The 21262-nt window shown below is 45.5% G+C and carries 23 protein-coding genes, 1 pseudogene and 1 riboswitch; of the genes and pseudogenes, 5 read left to right on the forward strand and 19 right to left on the reverse strand.

Annotated elements, in window-relative coordinates; all coding sequences use genetic code 11:
* Window positions 1–6: 6 nt before the first annotated feature.
* Window positions 7–1197 (reverse strand): glycine C-acetyltransferase, encoded by a 1191-nt coding sequence (locus B9Z54_RS04235; RefSeq protein ID WP_113927256.1) that lies wholly within the window; start codon window positions 1195–1197, stop codon window positions 7–9.
* Window positions 1198–1351: 154 nt separating this feature from the next.
* Window positions 1352–2395 (reverse strand): TIGR00341 family protein, encoded by a 1044-nt coding sequence (locus B9Z54_RS04240; protein WP_113927257.1) that lies wholly within the window; start codon window positions 2393–2395, stop codon window positions 1352–1354.
* Window positions 2396–2542: 147 nt separating this feature from the next.
* Between B9Z54_RS04240 and B9Z54_RS04245 the strand changes: the two genes are divergently transcribed.
* Complete coding sequence (locus tag B9Z54_RS04245) at window positions 2543–2785, forward strand: hypothetical protein (protein ID WP_113927258.1); 243 nt, start codon at window positions 2543–2545, stop codon at window positions 2783–2785.
* Window positions 2786–2811: 26 nt separating this feature from the next.
* Window positions 2812–3924 (forward strand): tetratricopeptide repeat protein, encoded by a 1113-nt coding sequence (locus B9Z54_RS04250; protein ID WP_113927259.1) that lies wholly within the window; start codon window positions 2812–2814, stop codon window positions 3922–3924.
* A 107-nt stretch (window positions 3925–4031) separates the two neighbouring features.
* Here B9Z54_RS04250 and B9Z54_RS25525 read toward each other — a convergent pair whose 3' ends face one another.
* From B9Z54_RS25525 to B9Z54_RS25170, 7 genes are all read right to left on the reverse strand, one after another.
* Window positions 4032–4181: a hypothetical protein gene (locus B9Z54_RS25525; RefSeq protein WP_240189795.1), complete on the reverse strand. Its 150-nt coding sequence runs from the start codon at window positions 4179–4181 to the stop codon at window positions 4032–4034.
* 138 nt (window positions 4182–4319) lie between these two features.
* The gene (locus tag B9Z54_RS04260) at window positions 4320–4562 is read right to left on the reverse strand and encodes an AbrB/MazE/SpoVT family DNA-binding domain-containing protein (protein WP_240189796.1); all 243 of its coding nucleotides are present in this window, start codon (window positions 4560–4562) and stop codon (window positions 4320–4322) included.
* Window positions 4563–4719: 157 nt separating this feature from the next.
* The gene (locus tag B9Z54_RS04265; RefSeq protein WP_113927261.1) at window positions 4720–5901 is read right to left on the reverse strand and encodes a MalY/PatB family protein; all 1182 of its coding nucleotides are present in this window, start codon (window positions 5899–5901) and stop codon (window positions 4720–4722) included.
* 102 nt (window positions 5902–6003) lie between these two features.
* Window positions 6004–7101: a PRK06851 family protein gene (locus B9Z54_RS04270; RefSeq protein WP_113927262.1), complete on the reverse strand. Its 1098-nt coding sequence runs from the start codon at window positions 7099–7101 to the stop codon at window positions 6004–6006.
* A gap of 675 nt (window positions 7102–7776) precedes the next feature.
* Complete coding sequence (locus B9Z54_RS04275) at window positions 7777–8451, reverse strand: DNA alkylation repair protein (RefSeq protein ID WP_240189797.1); 675 nt, start codon at window positions 8449–8451, stop codon at window positions 7777–7779.
* Window positions 8452–8587: 136 nt separating this feature from the next.
* Window positions 8588–9064 (reverse strand): DinB family protein, encoded by a 477-nt coding sequence (locus B9Z54_RS04280; RefSeq protein WP_113927263.1) that lies wholly within the window; start codon window positions 9062–9064, stop codon window positions 8588–8590.
* Between the two features lie 142 nt (window positions 9065–9206).
* Complete coding sequence (locus B9Z54_RS25170) at window positions 9207–9365, reverse strand: hypothetical protein (protein WP_205207670.1); 159 nt, start codon at window positions 9363–9365, stop codon at window positions 9207–9209.
* Window positions 9366–9458: 93 nt separating this feature from the next.
* Here B9Z54_RS25170 and B9Z54_RS24675 point away from each other — a divergent pair, with 93 nt between their 5' ends.
* Window positions 9459–9671, forward strand: coding sequence for a hypothetical protein (locus B9Z54_RS24675; RefSeq protein ID WP_162785086.1), 213 nt, complete (start codon window positions 9459–9461; stop codon window positions 9669–9671).
* A 441-nt stretch (window positions 9672–10112) separates the two neighbouring features.
* Here the strand turns inward: B9Z54_RS24675 and B9Z54_RS04290 are convergent, their stop codons facing one another.
* Genes B9Z54_RS04290 through B9Z54_RS04305 form a run of 4 tightly spaced genes read right to left on the reverse strand, consistent with a single transcriptional unit; the run spans window position 10113 to window position 12937 of the window.
* A complete protein-coding gene (locus tag B9Z54_RS04290) occupies window positions 10113–10757 on the reverse strand; it encodes a YczE/YyaS/YitT family protein (protein WP_113927265.1) in 645 nt (214 codons plus the stop codon).
* Window positions 10758–10815: 58 nt separating this feature from the next.
* Complete coding sequence (locus B9Z54_RS04295; RefSeq protein WP_113927266.1) at window positions 10816–11181, reverse strand: VOC family protein; 366 nt, start codon at window positions 11179–11181, stop codon at window positions 10816–10818.
* Window positions 11178–12209, reverse strand: a complete 1032-nt coding sequence (locus B9Z54_RS04300; protein WP_113927267.1) for an S-adenosylmethionine:tRNA ribosyltransferase-isomerase — start codon at window positions 12207–12209, stop codon at window positions 11178–11180. Before B9Z54_RS04300 ends, B9Z54_RS04295 begins: the two co-directional genes overlap by 4 nt.
* On the reverse strand, window positions 12209–12937 hold the full coding sequence (locus B9Z54_RS04305) for an SDR family NAD(P)-dependent oxidoreductase (RefSeq protein ID WP_113927268.1): 729 nt from the start codon (window positions 12935–12937) through the stop codon (window positions 12209–12211). The genes B9Z54_RS04300 and B9Z54_RS04305 overlap by 1 nt, the downstream gene beginning before the upstream one ends.
* Before the next feature lie 287 nt (window positions 12938–13224).
* Window positions 13225–13313, forward strand: a riboswitch (ZMP/ZTP riboswitch).
* Between the two features lie 100 nt (window positions 13314–13413).
* Between B9Z54_RS04305 and B9Z54_RS04310 the strand changes: the two are divergent.
* Together B9Z54_RS04310 and B9Z54_RS04315 are read left to right on the forward strand one after the other, a co-directional pair.
* Window positions 13414–14258 (forward strand): annotated as a pseudogene (locus B9Z54_RS04310) (bifunctional 5,10-methylenetetrahydrofolate dehydrogenase/5,10-methenyltetrahydrofolate cyclohydrolase).
* A gap of 186 nt (window positions 14259–14444) precedes the next feature.
* The gene (locus tag B9Z54_RS04315) at window positions 14445–15980 is read left to right on the forward strand and encodes an FAD-dependent oxidoreductase (RefSeq protein ID WP_113927269.1); all 1536 of its coding nucleotides are present in this window, start codon (window positions 14445–14447) and stop codon (window positions 15978–15980) included.
* A gap of 342 nt (window positions 15981–16322) precedes the next feature.
* Here B9Z54_RS04315 and B9Z54_RS26090 read toward each other — a convergent pair whose 3' ends face one another.
* The 6 genes from B9Z54_RS26090 to B9Z54_RS04345 form a co-directional block, all read right to left on the reverse strand.
* Entirely contained in the window at window positions 16323–16457 is a 135-nt protein-coding gene (locus tag B9Z54_RS26090; protein ID WP_262370978.1) for a hypothetical protein, read from the reverse strand.
* A gap of 47 nt (window positions 16458–16504) precedes the next feature.
* A complete protein-coding gene (locus B9Z54_RS04325; protein ID WP_345840689.1) occupies window positions 16505–16981 on the reverse strand; it encodes a hypothetical protein in 477 nt (158 codons plus the stop codon).
* A gap of 186 nt (window positions 16982–17167) precedes the next feature.
* Window positions 17168–18718: a polyamine aminopropyltransferase gene (locus B9Z54_RS04330; RefSeq protein ID WP_113927272.1), complete on the reverse strand. Its 1551-nt coding sequence runs from the start codon at window positions 18716–18718 to the stop codon at window positions 17168–17170.
* A gap of 86 nt (window positions 18719–18804) precedes the next feature.
* Window positions 18805–19200 carry a DUF350 domain-containing protein gene (locus B9Z54_RS04335; protein WP_113927273.1) on the reverse strand — a complete coding sequence of 132 codons (396 nt, stop codon included), beginning with the start codon at window positions 19198–19200 and terminating at the stop codon, window positions 18805–18807.
* Between the two features lie 100 nt (window positions 19201–19300).
* Window positions 19301–19903 carry a DUF4247 domain-containing protein gene (locus B9Z54_RS04340; protein ID WP_113927274.1) on the reverse strand — a complete coding sequence of 201 codons (603 nt, stop codon included), beginning with the start codon at window positions 19901–19903 and terminating at the stop codon, window positions 19301–19303.
* A gap of 679 nt (window positions 19904–20582) precedes the next feature.
* Entirely contained in the window at window positions 20583–21254 is a 672-nt protein-coding gene (locus tag B9Z54_RS04345; protein ID WP_113927275.1) for a PspA/IM30 family protein, read from the reverse strand.
* Window positions 21255–21262: the final 8 nt, after the last annotated feature.

The raw sequence follows: 21262 nt of genomic DNA on the forward strand, positions 1-21262 counted from the left end.
CTTTGTTTAGATCAATTCCATTTCTTTACCGACTTTTTCATAGATCTCAAGAGCCTTATCCAGCATCTCTTTTGTATGTGCGGCTGTCGGCATGTTTCTTACACGGCCTGTTCCGCGGGGAACTGTCGGGAAGACGATGGATTTCGCATAAACGCCTTCTTCGTTCAGACGCTTACTGAACTGCTGAGTCGTCTTTTCGTCACCAATGATACATGGTGTGATTGGTGTCTCACTATGACCGATATCAAAGCCAAGCTTGCTCAGGCCTTCTTTCAGATACTTGCTGTTTTCCCACATTTTATCTTGAAGTTCTGTGCTGTTCATGATTAATTCAAGCGCTTTTGTTGTAGCTCTGACATCAGCCGGTGTCACGGCTGTGGAGAACAAGAACGGTCTTGAAGCCACTTTCAACCAGTCAATCAGATTCTGCTTACCGGCTACATATCCGCCGATGACTCCGATTGCTTTAGAAAGAGTACCAATTTGGAAGTCCACGCGGCTGGACAATCCGAAGTGCTTAACCGTACCGGATCCTTTGCCGAGTACACCTGAACCATGGGCATCATCCACATATGTCATGATATCGAATTCTTCAGCGATTTCGACGATTTCCGGAAGCTTTGCGATATCGCCATCCATGGAAAATACTCCGTCTGTGATGACCATGACTTTACCATATTGGCCGGATTCTACTGCTTCTTTCGCTTTTGCCCGCAAGTCTTCCATATCTGAGTGGTTAAAGCGGATGACTTTTGCACGTGAAAGGCGGCAGCCGTCAATGATGGAAGCGTGGTTCAATTCGTCGGAAAGAATAGCATCATTTTTGTTCATGACGGCCGAGATAGCTGCCATGTTGCAGTTGAAACCGGATTGATAGGCGATGGCTGCTTCTGTTCCTTTGAACTCGGCGATCTTTTCTTCCAGTTCAAGGTGGATATCAAGGGTTCCGTTAATCGTACGGACTGCACCTGCACCGACGCCGTATTTCTCAACCGCTTCGATTGCTTCCTTTTTCAGCCTCTCATCTGTAGCCAGACCGAGGTAGTTGTTGGAAGAAAGGTTAATCAGATCTCTTCCGCCAATCTTGATGACCGGCCCGTTGGCACTTTCCACTGGGTCTATCTCGTTGTATAGTCCCCGGTCTCTCAGGTCATTAAGGTTTTCTTGCAAAAACTGGTCTAATTTTCTACTAGTCATATAATGTAATCCCTCCATGTATAATAGTGAGAATTTGTAAACGCTTCACAAACAATTGTGCGCGTCAAACGCACACTTTTCAGGTCACCAAATGCTATTGATGCTAATTATTCATTCCTAATTATTTTAACATGTTTACGTGTGACGGACAAAGTTATTGTGCTGGCAACCCTTCCACAACTTTAGTAGAGTAGGCGTGGTTATTGAAGAAGATTGTAATGATCAGGATCAGAAAAATGATACTGACGAAAATCAGGGCGAACTTGCGGGAGTTGTTCGCCCTCTGGATCTCCTCATATTTGATAGGGCGGATACCCGACAAGTTAAAGACCACTACCGCAGAGAGAAGAATACTGTTGATGTTCACGGAAAGCAGCAGCAGAGAAGGCAGGACATGCTCCCATAAAGCGGCTCCTATAGTGACGCCAAGAACGATTGTCGGCGGAAGCAAGGCGACCGCAACCATGACACCGACCAGGGAGCTCGGCGATCCCCTCAGGATTGCCAGTGCTCCTGCAGCGCCTGAAGCGAGGGCCAAAATCCCATCCATATAATCAACCTGCATCCGTGAGACAAACTCTTCACTCTCAACCGGGACTGGCAGCACGAGACCTGACAAAACCGCTATGAGTAATGAGATCCCGATGCCCGCGAACACGGTAAGCGACGACTGCCTGACGAGTTTATAATCACCAAGGATCGATCCGAAAGCCAAGGCAATCACCGGTCCGAGCAGCGGTGCGATCACCATTCCGCCAATGACTATGGCCGAGCTGTTTTTTATGATTCCTATCGTCACTACGATGGAGGAAAGCACGACAAACAATAAATAATTCATATGAACATTGCTCATGGATTCAATTTTCACATACAACTCATGCCTGCTGGCCCTTTGGATTGAATTTCGCTTTTCCTCTTTTTCCTTATTCTCTTCTTCTATTTCCACTTCCGTTTTCCGCCTGATATGGCTTTGCACCGGAAATAATGTCGCTTCAAAACCTTCGACTACATTGATGATGCTTTCGAGGTAGTTGAGGATCTCTTCCGAAGCCGTCGTTTTCACAATCATTCTCACAAGCAGCTTTTCTTCTGAATGCTTCCGAACCACATAAGAAGTAGATTCAAACTTCCTAAGCTTCTCATCTACTTTTTCAAAATGCTTCTTCGGAATATAGGCTTCAATTAACTGTAATGACATGTATTCACCCTCATTCGGCAGAACTTTCCTTCCCAACTAGTATTGCTTTATACCGGAAAGATTACTCGGTCGAAGAAGCCGCATTTGCCTGTTCATGTTTATTGCAGCAGATGTGTGTTATACTGAAGACAAAAGGAGGCGGTAAGCATGACCACGAATAAAGCCTTGATGGAGCATGGGGAGTTTACCCCGGAACGAATCGCGTTTTACAGAGATATCGCTTTTGTGGAAGCTGTGGATCCACAGAATGAACTTCATTACCTGTTTTTCTATAAAGAACAATTCCTGACTTGCAAGAAAGCCTTGAAGCTTAAACGGAGCTCGTTTATCGAACAGGCCTTCAAAGATGGAATTGTTTTTTATGCCCACACCCTCTCGCCGATCAACTGATAGAGCAGAATTCACCGCTCAAAATCATGAGCTTCAATGACCTTCATAAAAAGCTGCAAGCCAGCAGGACTATTCAGGAGACAGCCTATATTTTCAGGGCACTGGATTCGTTCCTCGCACCCGAAAAGCTTTTCCGCCTGATCCGGAACCACTATTATCAGTACCGCCGAAATGGACAATTTCTCCACGCTTATAAGATTCTCAGGATACTGGCCGAAGCCGCACCCCAACACTCCTGGGTCCGCCAGACATCCGCCGAACTGCACTTCCAGCCTTATGAAAAAACCTATAAACAGCACCCTCTCAAACTTCTCGAAAAAGACCCGCTCTATGCCGCTTCCCAACTTTGGCGGAACAGGCATGAACAGGAAAATAATGAAGCCCTTCAACAGCATCTGCTTCAGCAGAAACAAAGGCTGACCATCACCGCTTTGATGGTTGAAAGTGTGCTTCAGAACCCTTGCCATGATACTCTCCAACCGTTGACCTTATGGATACGCACCCACTTTGATAAACAAGATGAAAAAGATCTTCTGTTCGCACTTTCAAAAGAAATTCCGGAAAACAGAGAAATTTTACAGCTTCTGCTACATGAACTGATAGAGTCCGGAGAGTATGAAAAAGCACTGAAACTGCTTAGCGATGCTCCTGCTAGCGCCGGCGAGATGGATGTGAATATGCTCTCCCGGATCTTCGAAGGGGTGAATTGGCAGCAAACAACCATCCCGATTGAAAAACTGAACACCATGATCATTTCCGTCCTTCAAGGACATCCGAGCAAGTTGGAGAAAATTATGAAATCCTGTGTGCAGTCACTTCTTGAAGGACACGATTTGCCCTTTGTAGCAGAGTGGATTTCGCCTCTGCAAACTCAAAACATTTCACTGCCTGTAGCGGAAAAAATCAAAAAAATGAACGCTCTGCTGGATGATCCGGAGCAGCAGTCGCAGCTGGGAGAGTATTACTACCAATTCAATATTCTCGACCGAGCCATCGACTGTTTCAGCTGGGATATGGAACTCCGCCCGAATGATCCAGCCCCCGTCAAATGGCTTTCCCGCCTGTATCAAGAAAAGGGGATGGCCAATGAAGCGAAGGCTTACCAGCAGGTGCTGATGGAGATGCAGAAACGCGCATAATGAAACCCGGCTGTCCTTTAAAGGGCAGCCGGGTTTTTATATAAGGTATTCTTGATTTTCATTTAATAGATGAGGTGTACCAACCATATTTTAGCAAGGAGGTTCTCCTAGGAGGACAAGATAGAGTTATCTTCAATCCACCCCACTATATCGTCAAACGGAATTGAAGGGTTTTTCTTTTCTACCATCAAAACAGTGAAGTCTTCTGCTTCTTGGGGTGATACCATAAGTTTATATCCGTTTTGACGAAGAAACATATAAAGACTTGCAAAGGCTGTTCGCTTATAGAAGATGTGGAAACTTTATCCCCTTTTGTTCCAAAGGAGAATAGACATTGATTTGGTGAGTATTCAAAAAAAACACTTGATGTTCAGTAAGGTATTTTGTCATTCATATTACCTGTTTACGAGGCCTTTGAACGTATCATCGTACTCTGTCATCATATCATTCATCTGCTCTAAGAAGTCCGCATCGACACCTTTAGGAAGTTTCAACTGCGCTTTCTTTTTTATGTTCACTGAACCATTTTGCAATTCGAAATTCACTTCATCTCCATGCTGTATTCCTAAATGATCCAAAACTTCTTTTGGAAATGTGACTCCTAAACTATTTCCAATTTTAGTTACTTTGCGTTCCACTCTCTTCTCCACCACCGTTTTAGTCATGTAAATCACTCGGTTAATATGTTATAACCGTTAGTACAATTATAACTCTTGTTGTACTTGGTAAACATCAAATTTCCTCTTGTGGTTACATGGATTCCTGAAACAGAGGCGCCTAAATCCCATCAACCACTCAAACAGAACTCGCTCTGTCCTCCACACGTTTTCGCAACACCGCTTCATCCATTCTTCTTAAAGCCAGAGTCAGCCTTTCTCTCGGACAGGCAATATTCATCCTTACGAATTTACTGCCGCTTGGACCAAATTTATAACCTTCATCAAACTTAATTTTGGCTTCCACCAGAAAAAATCCGAACAGTTCTTCATGCTCCATTCCCAATTCCGAGCAATCAAGCCAAATGAGATGCGTCGCTTCAGGTATGACCGGCTTTACCGAAGGAATATTTTCCTTTAAGTAATTCACCGTGTATCGCAGATTTTCTTCCAGATACATCAGCAGGTCATTGAGCCATGGTTCTCCTTGTTCGTAAGCCGCAATGGTTCCTTCCACTCCAAAGGCATTCGGCCTGGACAACCCAAAACTCAGCAGCTTTGCTTCGTACGTTTCTCTCAGTTCTTTGTTAGGGATCATTAAAATAGACGTCTGCAATCCGGCAATGTTGAAGGTTTTGCTCGGGGCAGCACAAAGGATGCTTCGCTGCTGGAGTTCTTCATCAATACTGAATATGGGATGATGAGCCGTCCCTTCAAAAACCAAATCACCATGCATTTCATCTGAGATTACCCAGACATCATGCTCAAGGCAAATCTTTGCCACCCGTCCAAGCTCCTGCCTTGTCCACACCCTTCCGACCGGATTATGCGGGCTGCACAAAATCAGCACCTTGGTCTTTGGATCCTTTGCCTTGGACTCCAAATCCTCAAAATCGATTCCATAGATTCCGTCTTTATATGTAAGGGTGTTTTTCATAACCGTACAGCCATGATTCTCAATCGTGCTGTAGAATGGATAGTAAACGGGGTCCTGCACAATGACACCGTCCCCTGGTTCTGTTAAAATTCCGAGCAGGACATTCATTCCCGGAATGATTCCCGGACTGAATGAAATCCACTCTCTATCTATCTTCAATCCATGACGTTTTTTCCACCACATCTGGATGCTATGGAAATAACGCTCGCTGAAGGTGGTATATCCATAGATTCCATGCTTTGCTTTATCCTTCATAGCCTCTGTGATTGCTTCAGACACTTGAAAGTCCATATCAGCAATGCACATCGGGATGATTTCTTCATCTGAGAATGACCACTTTACGGAGTGTGTATTATGGCGCTCCACACAATCGTTCCAATTCATTCTTAAGCCCCCTTTTTTTCTGTAAAAAAATTTTCTCCCACGTTTACTATATCATGAAATGTTAAAAGGATAACCCGCCATCCGGATTATCCCCTGGTCTCTTTATTCTTGATTGGACAGGCGGGCCAGCTCTGCTTGTATCCCGTTTTTCAGCTCTTCGACGACATTGAAATCCATCGCGCTTATATAGTATCCTTCGAGGTCGTCATGCAAGGCTTTGGCTTTTGCCAGATAGGAGGTAGCTTCATTCATCTTTTCTCGATATTTCCTGCTGATGACTTCAATCTCTTCGGCATACTTCTCATCGGTTCCAGCTTCAACTGCCCTTTCATAAACATCCACAATTTCATCACCGGCCCGTTCAGGAAAATACTCATGCGGTGCCGTGCTGTCAAAAATGGCAAAACCGAGCTCACGTACAATCACCATATCAAGGCTGTTCGGATCAAAGCCGCAATGGTAAATTTCAACATCGAGTCCTCTGTCCTCTGCAGCCTGGGCCAGTTTTTTCAGCATCGTCGATTTCCCGGTTCCAGGTCTTCCCTTGATAAAATACCGTTTGGGAAGCTCCTCGGTCAGGTTGCCGATGAAATCACGCGGCCCCTCAGGTGTGGCGGCCCCCAGGAAACGATGCCTTACCTCAGCGTGTTTGTTTAAGTATATGTGGGAAAATAATTTTTCCATCAGTTCAGCTGTCAAAGCATCACAGCTTTCAAAGCTCATATTTTGGATATAGATCTTTTCCCAGTCATCATGGATTTTCAGAGCCTGGGCATACGTGCTGTAAGCAGTCTGGAAGGCAGCGGAAATATCAGAAGTCAGGACCGCAATCTCGTCCCGATGGGTCCTGAGAATACGTGAATCCCATGCGGCACCCAGATTGATATATTCCTCGACAACACCAGGCAAATCAGGCTCGATGACATGAGGAGCCGTCCCATCCACTATTCCCGCCTTTAACGCAGGAATGATCACTCCGTCGATGCTATCGTTATCTGATGAACAATGGAGATACTCAATATCCCAGCCTTCTTTATTCCAATGACTGCCGACTGCCTTCATCAAAGAGGATTTTCCCGTCCCCGGCCCGCCCTTCAAGATGAATAAGCGATCGAGCCCCTGCAGATTTGAGGCGTATAAGCTATGGAAGCCGCGGGCTGTATTTCCTCCCGCATAATAATGGCGAACTTTTCCGCTCATTGTAACCACTCCTTTTCAGATATATAGGAGAACACTCTATATCTTATGCAGGAGATCCGCTTGGGTGAATGCCCAGTGAAAAAAAGTGGAAGCGGCTCTTTAAGCAGCGACAGGAAAATGCTCCTCAGAGAAAAAAGGCGGTCTTTCCTTTTATCTCCGGGGGTTATTTGACCTCGAGGGGCTAAGTCCGTTCCAGTGGGTACGGACCCTCGAGCGCTGGAGCTGGCTGGATTCATAAACGCCTCCTGATCATTTGACCGAAAAATTAGGCTAATTCCTAAATGATTGATGCTTTAGAAAGCGTCTATACGTAGGAGGATTGGAGTGGAAGGTGGACGATCTCCTGCGGGACTAGCGGGACAGGTGAGACCCCGCAGGCGCAGCCGAGGAGGCTCATCCAGCTCCAGCGGCCAGCGACTAGCAGATTTCGGTCTCTCTCCTTGCAATAAGTCATCATCGAATCGCTTAAGCTCTTCGTGATTCCTTTATCTCATCCGAGAGCCCTAAAATCTGTACGTCGCTGAACGGCCGCTTCCGCTTTTACTTCACCGCACGCCCCGCGGAGTCGTCCGCCTGGAGCGGAAATCCATTACTTCTCAAAGTCACAACCTTTGCGAAAACAGCCTATAAGAAAGCGGAAGCGGCTCGTTCCGAACCGGCTTCTGTTCACGACTATTACTTAACTCTCTTTAGGTGTTTCAACCCTTCACGCTTGCTCAACGGCCGTAACTCTTCTTCTTCAATAAAGCCTGCAACCTTTTCAGGAGCAGTTTTCGAATACTCCCTCAGCGCCCATCCGATGGCTTTTTCTATAAAAAATTCTTTGGAAGAAGCATGCTGTTTAATGTAAGAGAACAATTTATCTTCATCAGTCTCTTCCTTATAACTCAGCTGGTAAAGGATGGCCGTCCGGTTGAGCCAGAAGTTATCCGAGGCAATCCACTTTTCCAGAAACACTCCCCCTTCCACCGGAAATTTCTTGATTACGAAACCGGCAATCCGCGCTGCAATCGTGTCGATTGTATCCCACCATGATTTCGTGACAATGAGCTCCTCGATTAACGAAAGGTGTTCCGGCTGGAGCCTGTTTCGATTTTTATCCAGCAGAGCCAGGGCAAGATATTGAAATTCCCGCTCCGGCTGTTTCCATAGTGTCCGAGCGATTTCAGGCAGTTCTTCCAATGAAGGCGCACCATTTTCTTTAAGAAACTCTCTCAACACTATTTTGCGCTCCGGAGTCCTGATTCCCAGGAATTCGAATTGATTTCTCATATATGCCTTCATGGGTTCGGCATTATCTTTATTTGCATGTCCTTTAAAATATGTAATCAGCTTTTGTGAATAATTCACTTGTCAGCCTCCTCCTGTTTAGATGTGCATTGGAAACATATAATCGTTTTTGAAGCGGGGTCATGGACGCCATTGAAAAAACCATCCAGGCAGTAGACCGGCTTTCCACAGACCTGGCAATTTCCAATATACTCTTTCATCCTTCCAGCTCTCTCAGATAATAGATATAATCTGTCGAATGTCCGGCGTATCCCTGCTGACGCAGCATTGCGCTTATATTTCCCCGGTGATATGTACCGTGATTCACAAGGTGCTGAAGCAGCTCCTCTTCATTATTTGTGAACTCTTCACCTGTTGAAATACTATACCTGACTTCCCTGTTGAAATCATAGCTCTCCGAGATAAATCTCTCTATCTCCTGGTGAAGCGCCTGAAAAGCATTCCGGTAATCTTGCGGTGATGATAAGGATCCCTCTTCGATATGGAAGTTGTTGTTCATCCTGCCATACCACAAGCAGTCCACCTCATACTGATGCTGAAAGGTGTCCTTTATCGACGGAAACACACTGTTGATTTCTGCAGAAAAGGTGTCCGGTACTTCCTTTTCAATATAACGAAGCAATTTATCTGTTGCCCATGCGTGATAGTTGAAAAGCTTGGCTGTTCTTTTCATCTTATTCCTCCAGTAGACTTATTTATTAATTGCTTCTTCATGAAGGGTGTGTTTTCCTTTGGGAATCTGAAAACAGTGATTTTTCCCCCATTAAAAAAAGCTTGGATTCCTTCCTATCCAAGCTTTTTGCCAATCATCCACTCTATAATGCCTTGTTTCTATACAAAATCATTACACTGTATGAAAAAATAGTACTAGAGAATCTAAGGTCCTCAACCTCGATTGAAGCGTCAGCCAAGAACTCATTTACTTTTTTATCCAAACTGTCTTCCGTCCAGCCGGTAATTGTTTTAACTTTCATCATATCCTCCTTGGAAACTCTTTTATTTCGGTTTTTGCTTATATAAGTATATACGTTTATACACCCTGAAAAGTTTCAACATTGCGATATTGAATGCTGTGGAGTCTATCGACCAGTTCCGGCGGGAGGCTCGATGGTTCTTCTAACAACGCGGCAGGTAAGGCTATCGACGGAATTTACCGTTCTATCGACGATGTTGGCATTTCTATCAACCACTTCTTTTGTCAGTCTATCAACCAGTTTGCCACTTCTATCAGCCACTTTCCACTTTCTATCAGCAGTCTCCAATTCAAGGGAGCTATTTAAAAAAGGTTCTATTCTAAAAGATTGTTTTTTGGATGCTATTTTATTCTCCTCCATTTTTTACGTAGAAGGATTGAAGCGGAAGGCGTGCGACCTCCTGCGGGACTAGCGGGACAGGTGAGACCCCGCAGGCAAAGCCGAGGAGGCTCAACGCCCGCCCCGCGGAGTCGCGCGTCTGGAGCGGAAATCCATTACTTTTAAGACAGCCATAATTTTGCGAAAACAGCTTTTTTTAAACAGAAACTAACTTTAGCTTGTCCCCCAGCCACGGCTGGTTTCTGGCTGATTTTTTTCAAAATGTATTGGCGGAGGAGGCAGCGGTAGTTCTTCTATCGACTCATTTTTCAGTTCTCACAACTGGTTGGGAAGAATATCAACAAATTCTCCCCAATACAAAAAAGAAAAACCTGAACCACTACAGGTTTCAGGTTAAGGCCAAACTCGCTACATTTTTGGTGAAGCTGTTTCGGCACTGGCTCCTCTTGCAATTAAGCTGCGCATGAAACGCTGGCATTGCGGGAGTGCAAAGCCGACAACCGAGCCGAGGAAAAAGGCAATGATGATGGTTCCTATGCCGACCGGTCCGCCAAGCAGCCAGCCCAGCACGAATACCGCCACCTCAATTCCATTTCTTACCCACTGAATCTTCCAGCCTGTTTTTTCCACGATCAGCAGCATCAAGCTGTCCCGCGGGCCTGCCCCAAAGTCAGCTGAAACATAAAGTCCGATGCCGTAACCGATAATGATGGTTCCCGCAGCGAATAAGATGCTCTGCACCACAATGGAAGAAGTGTCTGGAATGATAAAATTGAAAAAATCTATAAATATACCAATTAACAGCATGTTCAAGAATGCACCGATTTTAGGAAACGTCTTTGTCGCAAGACCTGTCACAAGCAGGAGGATAAGCCCGGCAATAATGGACCACGTTCCAATCGTCAGACCGAATTTCAGAAACAGTCCATAGTGGAAAACATCCCAAGGCCCGATGCCAAGGTCCTTTCCTTTAATCGTCAAAGTAATTCCGAATGCCAATACTAATAGTCCGATGGTGAAGAACGACCAGCGTAACCCGTATTCTCTGTTCATGTTATCCCATCCTAAATGTTAGTTTGCCACCCGAAATACTTTATCATATATTGATAGTTTAATAAACACCTGTTCTCTTGGAAACGAGTTCAATTACTTCCCCATCAGGCCCTTTGTAAAATATGACATCCCATCCTCTATCTAAACTATACGGACCCTCCTCAGGTTTCAAACCCCAATTCTCCAAGCGGGACATCCAATAGGCAAGGTCCCCGACTTCCCAGGCAAAATGAAGATTAGAAGGACCTGTGGTTTGCTCTCTATTTTCAATCAACTCAATAACAATGGGGCCACGGGTCAGGAAGACGATCTTTTCCTCCCCCATCTTAAGGCAGCTTTCTTCCTTGAATCCAAATATTTTTTCATAGAAGGCCGTGGACCGTTCCAGCCTCTCTACCTCTATCCCGGCATGATGCCACTTCATGAATGGGCTCTTTCTGACAAAATTAAATTTATATCGCCGAATTCATGCCATAGATAGCCTTTCTTCAATGCCTCCCTATATGCTGTAAACAATCTATGGGGAGAGGTGAACGCCGACAGCATTTCAAGATGGGTCGCCTCCGGTTCGTGCAGACCAGTAACCAGACCGTCGACCGCTTTTAATTTGTATTCTTTCTTGATATAAAGATTGGTGATTCCTGTTGCCGTGTGCAGGCGGCCGCTTTCATCTGCTGCTGTTTCCAAAGCCCTGACCACGGTGGTGCCGACAGCAATGACCCGTCCTCCTGCCTCCCTCACAGAGTTGATGAGTTCAGCCGTCTCCTCCGGAATGTGAAAAGCCTCCGGATGCTTATTAGGATCCGGCCAGCGGTCCTTTCCGTAGTAGCTCAATCCGGTATGGAGCGTCAAAAATGCTGTCTTTATCCCTTTCCCTTTTAAATTACGCAGCATCTTCCAAGAAAAAGCCCTGCCCGCAGATGCCATTTCGACAGAACCGGGAACGGAGGCATAGGCAGTCTGATAAGCATCAAGCGGCCAGTCAGAGTCAATATACTCGTAGCGGATCGGTTCGCCATACCTATAAATATAGTCCATCAGCTCAGCACCCTTTACGGAAAAGGAAATAGTGACTAACAGTTTTTCAGCGGCATTGCCGGTGATGACCGCTTTCACTCCTTTTTCCAACTCCAGTTCATATCCAGCTGAAAACAAGCCTCCCCAGATCAGCGCTTCCCACGTCTGCCCGTCCAATTGTCTGGACAACCTGATTTCCACTTCATGTTTACAAGCTTTTGCCTTTAGGACTGCAGGGATGGTACGGCTGTTGTTAAAAATAAGAAGGTCTCCTTTTTCAAGGAAGTCAGGAAGAGAAGAAAAACGCTCATGATACACCCCTTCTCCATCCATGACCATAAGACGGACATCGTCTCTGCCTTTGCCTCGAAGTTCTGCCGGCACCTTAGCATTGAGAGACTGAGGGACTTCAAATGCATTTGAGATTGCTCCCATCAGACCGCCCCCTTACTGGAGTTGAAATTCTGAGCTTGGAACCTTTGCCCGTTCACTCCTGAAGCTTGGTCTGAACCCAGATAAAGAAAGACATCCACTACATCTGAAGGTTCTGCCAACTCATAATCACAATGAGGTACGGCTTTGTCATGCATCTCCGTATCCATCTCCCCCGGATCCACCATGTTCATCCTTACCCCTGTTTCTTCAAGTTCATCTGCCCATGTCTGTGTCATCCCTTCCACTGCAAATTTGCTGATTCCATAAGCTCCCCATTCCGCAAACCCTGTTTTGCCCGCTTCTGAAGTAAGGTTGATGATCGATCCTGTTTTACGTGAAAGCATTCCGGGCAGAACCCGCTTAGTCATCATCAGCGGATTCATCGCATTGACTCTCAGAACTTCTTGAAATTCTTCATTAGGATAATCAAGCAGCAGGCAAGGCCCCCTCCCGAACACGGATGCGTTATTGATCAGGACATCGACCCTTCCATAGGTGCTTTCCGTAATCGAAACAAATCGTTCAACATCCCTTGGGTTGGACGCATCCGCAGCTACTGCGACCACCTCTGCACCCGTCCTTTCAAGTTCCAGCTGTACTTCTTTCAGTTTCTCCTCTCCTCGTGCGCATATCGCAAGCTTAGCTCCCTGCCTGGCAAAAGCAAAAGCCAGTTCTCTCCCTAATCCTTTTGAAGCCCCAGTAATCATGACCACTTTTTCTTTACCCATACTTAATTTCCCCTTTCATTTCTGTTGTTACTTTCATTATATGGAAGGCCATCCTCCAACAAATCGGGTATAAGAGAGAGAAGGCGTTCCCTAATTCGCCCCATCCTTCCCTGCGACTTTTGACTGATTCTGCTTCATATTAGAAGGCTGCCAGAAGTTCCTCATCTGTTAACAAGCAGGTTGTTCTGTTTTAAAAGAAGTAATTCAAAACTTTCATCGTAAAAAACGAACATTAAGGGTGGAAAACCATTTTATATTCGTGTTACAATAGGAACATCAATTTAAATGACGAAAGCAGTGACTGGCGAAGCTGTGGAACCAACCACAAGGGAGCTGCTTTTCTTAAAGCTACTAGCCGTTCGCCTGGGCTGAGGCTGATTTTCCGGACACCTTTTTAGGCAGAAGTATGTCCTTAGAATCAGCCTCTTTTCTTGTTCTGAAATCAACCAATTCAACAATAACCAGGAGGGAATGTAATGACAGTGAAAGAAAAGATAATTCTGGATGGCAGCCGTGTCGCAAGTGCAGTAAAAGAGGAACTAAAGTCAAGAGTGGAAAACCTGAAAGAAAATGGGATAACCCCTTGCCTCGCCACCGTTCTGGTCGGTGATGATCCGTCTTCGGCCACTTACGTCAAGATGAAGGGAAATGCGTGTGAGCGTCTCGGCATCCTTTCAAAAAAATTCACCTTTCTGATGACACCACCACAGAAGAATTATTGGCAGCAATTCAATCACTGAATGAAGATGAGGGTGTTCATGGAATCCTTCTTCAGCATCCTGTTCCCCCACAAATTGATGAGCGAGCTGCCTTTGAAGCAATCGCTATTGAAAAAGACGTCGACGGAGTCACTTCGCTGGGATTCGGACAGACTTCACTTGGCTTCGGCACGTATCCATCCTGCACACCTGCAGCAATCTTGGAAATTATGGATTATTACAAATTGCCGATCGAAGGGAAACACGCTGTCGTCATCGGACGGAGCCCGATTCTAGGAAAACCTGTTTCCATGATGCTACTGAACCGGAACGCAACAGTGACAACCTGCCATTCCTACACAGAGAACCTTGAAGAAATCGTTAAAGGAGCGGATATCGTGGTAGCCGCTGTCGGAAAGCCGAATTTCGTCAAAGGTTCCTGGATCAAAGAAGGGGCCATGGTTCTGGATGCCGGCTACAACAAAGGCAATGTCGGTGATGTCGACTACGAAGAGTGCCTTAAACGAGCTGAAGCCATCACTCCGGTACCAGGCGGTGTCGGCCCGGTAACCATCTCCATGCTGCTGAAGCAAACCGTTGAAGCGGCGGAAAAACTTATCTGAATGATCAGCCCCTGCATTGTGCAGGGGCTTTTTTGTTTCAGAGGCGGCGGCTTTATGCCGGACACCACCGAAAGGCAACAACTCCACCAAGACCGTTCGACAAAAACCGGGGAGTGACTGTCACCAGAAGCATAAATAACCTCATTTTGGAAACTATAGACTTATCAGTAGTTGAGGAGGATTAATATGTCATCAGAGGATAGAAAAAAGGTTATGAATGAACAGCCGGAGCCGTATTGGAGGGAGTCTGTCAGCTTTGACACCTATCCGCCCCTTTCACAGGATACCGAGGTGGAGATTGCCATTGTCGGCGGAGGTATAGCGGGAATTACAGCGGGCTATGAACTAGCCAGGCAAGGGAAAAAGGTAGCGATTATTGAGGCAGGCAGCATCCTGAACGGGACTACAGGCCATACAACAGCAAAGATTACCGCTCAGCACGGGCTTATTTATGATGAGCTCATTCAGCATTTTGGGGTCGACCTGACGAAAACGTACTATCAGGCAAATGATGATGCTCTTCAATACATAAAAAAGAATGTCAGAGATCTGCAAATCGATTGTGATTTAACCGAAGAGGATGCGTACGTCTATGCCATTACTGAAAAATATGATGAAAAGGTGAGAAACGAGTTCACCGCCTATAATAAACTTGGCATTGATGGCGAATTGGTTGATAAGCTTCCCATTGACCTTGATATCAAATCCGCAGTCATTATGAAAAAACAGGCACAGTACCACCCGTTGAAGTATTTGAAAGTGCTTGTGGATGAATTCACTAATCATGGCGGGACGATTTATGAAAATACAACGGCTGTTGATATCCAGGAAGGAAGCAGCCCGTCCGTCGTAACCAGGGATGGCCATAAGGTGAACTGCAGCAACGTTTTGATCTGCTCACACTTTCCTTTCTTTGATGGAAAAGGCTTTTATTTCGCGAAAATGTATGCCAGCCGCTCCTATATTCTCGGAGTGAAAGCAAAAAAAGAATTTCCGGGAGGCATGTACCTGAATGCTGAAAGCCCGTCCCGTTCCCTGCGATATACCGATGTTAACGGAGAGAAACTCATCCTTGTTGGAGGGGAAGATCATAAAACAGGACAGGGAAAAGATACCGTCAAGCATTATGAGGCATTGGAGGAGTATGCTGAAGCTGTTCTCGGAATCGAAGAACTTTCTTACCGGTGGTCCGCACAAGACTTGATCTCGGTTGATAAAGTTCCCTATATCGGCCAATTGACCGCGAACCATAAAAACATCTTTGTCGCGACTGGTTTCAAAAAGTGGGGCATGACCTCCGGGACTGCAGCTGGAATGATTTTGTCCGATCTTATCGTCAAGAAAGCCAGCCCCTATGAAGAAATCTTCAGTCCTTCCAGATTTGTCGCGGACCCGAGCATCAAGCATTATCTGGAGTATAACGGTGATGTGGCCAAGCATCTGATCAAAGGCAAGCTGACTTCTGTCTCGAAATCTCCGGCCGATTTGAGGAATGGGGAAGCAGCCCACGTTTCCGTCAATGGTCAAAAAGGCGGGGCTTTCAAGGATGATGAAGGCACTCTTCATATCGTTGATACAACCTGTACCCATATGGGATGCGAGGTCCATTGGAACCATGGTGAACGAACGTGGGACTGCCCTTGTCATGGATCACGATTCTCTATCGGAGGAGAGGTACTTGAAGGTCCGGCTAAGAAGCCTTTAAAGAAGCTGAAGTATTAATACTTGTTTAGGTGAGCGGATAACGATAATTCTGGTACGTGCGTCCAGGGCTATTTGGTCATCCTATCGGCGGATACCAGCTGTTTCACGGCGTATTCTCCGACTTTATCGGCGAAAAAAGTTTTTTATCAGCGCTTTTCCAAGGTTTATCAGCGGAAAACCTCTATTTATCGGCCGATAAGGTTTTAAGAAAACCCCTTAGGGTCCCGGCAGCCGGCGGGTTGAGCGCGACCGAAGGGTATTCGGCGAAACGACTCTTTACAGCGTCAAACACCTGCCCGTGTCTGCAAGAATACAACTTAACAAAAAGGGCATCTCTCAGCTGAGAGATGCCCTTTTCCATTAATCCTGGAATCGATTCTTTTTCTTCTTAGCGTCACCTGTGGTGAATTCCACCATTTCAGTGCTCGTCCTGTTACCTTTTTTCTGGTTGTCATTACGCTGTGCGTTTGCATTGCCTGACTTTGTGCGTCCCATGGTTCATCTCTCCTTTAAGGTCTTACACCCATAGTATGAAGAGAGCACTATGGAATTATGCAGGCCGGTACAGAGACTGTCTCTGTCTTAACTTGGTCTCGATAAGAAAGAAGGGATTCCTGGATTATGTGCTTGGTGAAGTTTCCATCGATCTCGGGAATCAAATCTTTCGCGATGCACCAGGCATTCTCTTCAATCTGCAAGGCAATCCGCTTTCGTTCATAATCATCCGCGGCGTCCATCCTGTCTGCAAGTTCTTCCAGTTCTTTATCTTCTGCATGGCCCAATTCGTGGGCAAAAACAACCGTAAAGTATTCATAAAAATGGTCCAGTGTCGAAAAAAGGATTTTACACTGTCTCTTGATTTCATCAATATACATCGTAATGGTATGAGTGCCCATATTATACTTTCCGCCTGCTATCCGATTTCCCGGAAAGTCCTTCGCCAGCATCACATTGACACTGCTGCCCGCCCTCGCTTGCAAGGTACTTGTGATTTGCTGTAAATTACTGTCTAATTCCAAACCCAAACACACCTTTTTTTAGTATTGGCTTTCAGAAGTTCCATACACCCCTATTATATTCATCTTCCAGTCCAACATGAATCTTTCCGAAAAAGAGTCCCTATTCTCTTTATCGCCATATTCTTATTACATTAACCGATTTTCAGTACAAAAAAACGTATTAGACAAACCAGCAGTCCCGGTTGTCTAATACGTTGTCCATGCTTTCTCATATTTCTGGATTAAATTCGGGTTGATCAAGGTGTTGATTTCCAGCTCCACTTCGTCACCATTCTCGTCGGTTATCCTGGAATCAATATCTTTTCCAAAAGTACTTAAACCCTTGAGCAGCTCATTGGTCAAAAACTTGGTTTCCACCTCTATCTCGAAATCAGCTAAAGACCGTTCCTCCCGGGAAGCCAGTACGAACCCCCAGTCACCGAAGCTCGGTATATCAACATGAAGGTTTTCTGTTTTCATGCCGGCAGCCTCAATGGTCTTATCAATGCTCCAATACACTTCTGTCGCAAAAGTCGGGCTTGTACTCTGCACCATGATTGTGCCGCCCGGGGGAAGGTGGTTGCGGAGCAGCTGATAAAACTCAAGGGTATACAGTTTATTTAATGATTCATTATTTGGATCAGGGAGGTCGACTAAAATAACATCATAAAAATCTGTGGCTTTTTCCATAAAGTTAAAGGCATCCTGATTGACCACCTCGACACGATCATCTTCGAAGGCATGTCCATTCAGCTCTGCTATGGCTGGATTCTCTTCTGCCAGCTCCACAACACGGGGATCGAGATCTACAAGAGTGATATGTTTGACCTCATCATATTTTCTCAATTCCCTGATTGCTAATCCGTCCCCGCCGCCCAGGATAAGTATATTTTCTTTTCTTTCCGCACCGGCCATTGCCGGATGGACAAGGGTTTCATGGTACCGGTATTCGTCCGATGAACTGAATTGCAGCTGGCCATCCAGGAACATCCGCAGATCGCCTTGTTCTTTCGTCAGAATGATCTGCTGATAATTGGTATTCTCAGAAAAGACGATGGGATCGCGGTACAACTTTTGCTCAAAAGAAAAGGCCATCTCCTCTCCCCAAAACACTCCGGATAATAAGAAGAGGAATACCGCAATGCCGGCAGCTGCATGTTTCTTGAAAGAGGCAATTTCATCCTTGAAATACACGATGAGCCAAAGGGCCACGATGACATTCACCAAGGCGACAATAAAAGCTGTTTTGACCAAGCCGAATTGTGGTCTCAGCAGATAGACAAACAACAATCCGCCAATCAAACCTCCCGCATAATCTGAAAAAAGCACTCTCGCTGTACTTCGATTCAACGTTTCTCCAATTTCATTTGCTTTTCTGATCAATATCGGAAGCTCAACGCCTGTCAATGCTCCCACAATGGCTGTCACGGCATAGAGGAAAAAGGCGTCCGTCCCTTCACCAAAGAAGGCTGTTACTCCGAATAAGGTGAAGATGGACAGTCCCCCGATCAGGCCGATAAGCAGTTCAATCCAAATAAAAGAGACAATAAGGTTCTTGGTCACCTTTTCACTGACAGAAGCACCGATTCCCATACCTGTCAAAAAAAGCGAGATCGTCAACGTATATTGCTTCACGCCGTCTCCTAAAATATATGAACCCGCGGCACCAAACAGGACTTCAAAGATGATCCCGCAAATCGAGACTATCCCTGAAGCCCAATAAATCGCTTTCGTTTTTCGAATTCCTTCGTTTTCCACTGATAAGTCCCCTTTATGAAAGCCTTCGGGTCAAAAGTTAATCTATTCCTCCGTCCAGCTGGAAAGCCGAACGGAGGTTTTCACATTTACGTTATCGAAGCTCCGATGACAAATGCCAACCCGACTGATACAGCAAAAGTGATGATTCCAACCGCAATGTTCCCTTTGTGCAGCTGTTCTTCAACAGAGAACTTTCTTGTAACCAGTTCAAACAGCAAGTAGGCAACCATCTGCAAGACGACACCGAATGCTCCCCAAATCAATGTATCCGTCAACGCGGAACTGTGATAAATCGAAAAAGCAAGGATGACACAGATACCAATGACTTTTCCGCTGATGGAAAGGGCAACCGCTTGATTTCCCGCGAGCACCTCATCCCAATCCTTGTATTTACTTGTTAACAATTCGAAGATAAAAAGTCCTGCAATAACAATCACTATCGCGATTGCGAAGTACATAAGTGTTAAAATAAATGGTTCCATGCCTTGATCTCCCTTCTAATTTCCTTGTTCAATTCAGTTGCAGCCTCCAGCTCCCACGGATCAATTAACCTGCCGGGGCTGGACATAGCGCTTCCACTTTTTATTTTCCGGCACCTGGACCGCCGCCCCTTACAGAGGATGATCCTCCGCGGATAGGTGATTTATTGTAGCCTGAAAAGGTTCCACCTGATCTGCTGTAGCCTCCGTAACACGATTCAGGGTTGTTTCGGCATTTCAGCCGCTGGCTTCTGTCCCAGTCATTTGTACCGAGTAAACTATTCAAAACCGAATAGAGCAGCAGCCCCTCAAAGAAACTCGGGCTGTAGTTGTTGCGGACAAACTGGTCATTAGCCACTTCGATCATGGTGTTCGCACTGTCTTCTTCATCTTCTGTTAGGATGACAAATAACTCATCATAGACAATCACCTGCTTATTGTCCTTCTTATCACTGATCCTTTCAGGTTCCTCGTGATTCTGGATCGCTTGGGCAACTTCGTCAATTGACTGATTTTCTGCTATGTATATTTCTGAATAATTGCTGTCATCTGTCCCGCTTGCCACCGTATCGGTAAAGTTATATTCATTATTGATAAAATCAACTATACCTTCTTTAAATATAGAACCGCTTCCTGAACCGGAGCCAGGCCCGCAGGCAGTCAGCATAACCACCGAAATGATTAATACAGTTAACGACTTCTTCATTTACTCACCTACTTTCAGTTGCGCATTGCTTCAAAGTGATATGATTAGTTCCTATTTAGACTGCTTGAATACATCTTCTCCAATATTTTGCCTAGTTCATGTAACCAAGGGGCTTGCTTGGGTACATCTTTTCCTCTATCCCGACCAGTTCATGTACCCAGGAGGATTGCTTGGGTACATCTTTTCCACTATCCCGACTAGCTCGTGTACCCATGAGGCTTGCTTGAGTACATCTTTTCCTCTATCTCACCTGGTTCGTGTACCCAAAAGGCTTGCTTGGGTACATCTTTTCCTCTATCCCGACTAGTTCGTGTACCCATGAGGATTGCTTGGGTACATCTTTTCCTCTATCCCGACTAGCTCGTGTACCCATGAGGATTGCTTGGGTACATCTTTTCCTCTATCTCACCTAGTTCATGTACCCAAAAGGAGTGCTTGGGTACATCTTTTCCTCTATCTCACCTAGTTCATGTATCCAAGAATGCTGCCTGAGGACATCTTCTCCAACATGACGCAAAGTTCATGTCCCCAAGAGGAGTGCTTGAATACATCTTATCCAATATTTTGCCTAGTTCATGTACCCAAGAGCACACCCTGGATACATTTTCCCAATGTTATATCATCAAGAAGACACACATAAGCAGGAACCGCCACTCGCGCGGTTCCTGAAATTACTGGTCTATTCTTTGCCTAGTTGTTTCTTTAACGCTGCCAGTTCGTCATCAACGTCATTGTTCTTATCTAATGCATCAAGTTCGTCATCCAGGCTGCGGTTTGATGATTTCATATCCTCGCTTGTTTCAGCTTCCGCTTCGAATTGCAGGACCTTCTCTTCCATGCGGTCGAAGCCTTTTCTTGATTCGTCTCCGCCAATGGAAGACATCGCACGGTTCATTTTGGTACGGGTTTTTGCCGATTCAGCGCGCGCCTTTAATGAATCCTTCTTCAGCTTCATCTGGTTGTATTCATTCTTCATTTCATCAAGCTTCTTGCGCAAGCTGTCGGCATCGCCTTTAGCTCTATCATAGGATTCACGCATTGAATCAGCTTGGGCGCTGTGGACCTTTTTGTCTTCAAGTGCTCTTCTGGCAAGATCGTCATTTCCTGCTTCCAGTGCTTTGACAGCCTGCTCCTGTCTTTTTTCAGCCATTTTAATGGCGTCTTCAAATTTTCTTTGAAGCATTTTTTCATTCGCGATCTGCTTTGCTACTGCAGCCTCCGCATCACGGATATCCGCTTCCATCTCGCGCATGAACTGATCAAGCATTTTTACTGGATCTTCTGCTTTATCCAGCATGGCATTCAGTTCTGAACCGACTACTGTCTTTACTCTTTTAAATAATTGAAACATGATTTCAT

It is taken from the genome of Bacillus sp. P14.5 (assembly GCF_003316765.1).
Taxonomy (GTDB): domain Bacteria; phylum Bacillota; class Bacilli; order Bacillales; family Bacillaceae_B; genus Rossellomorea.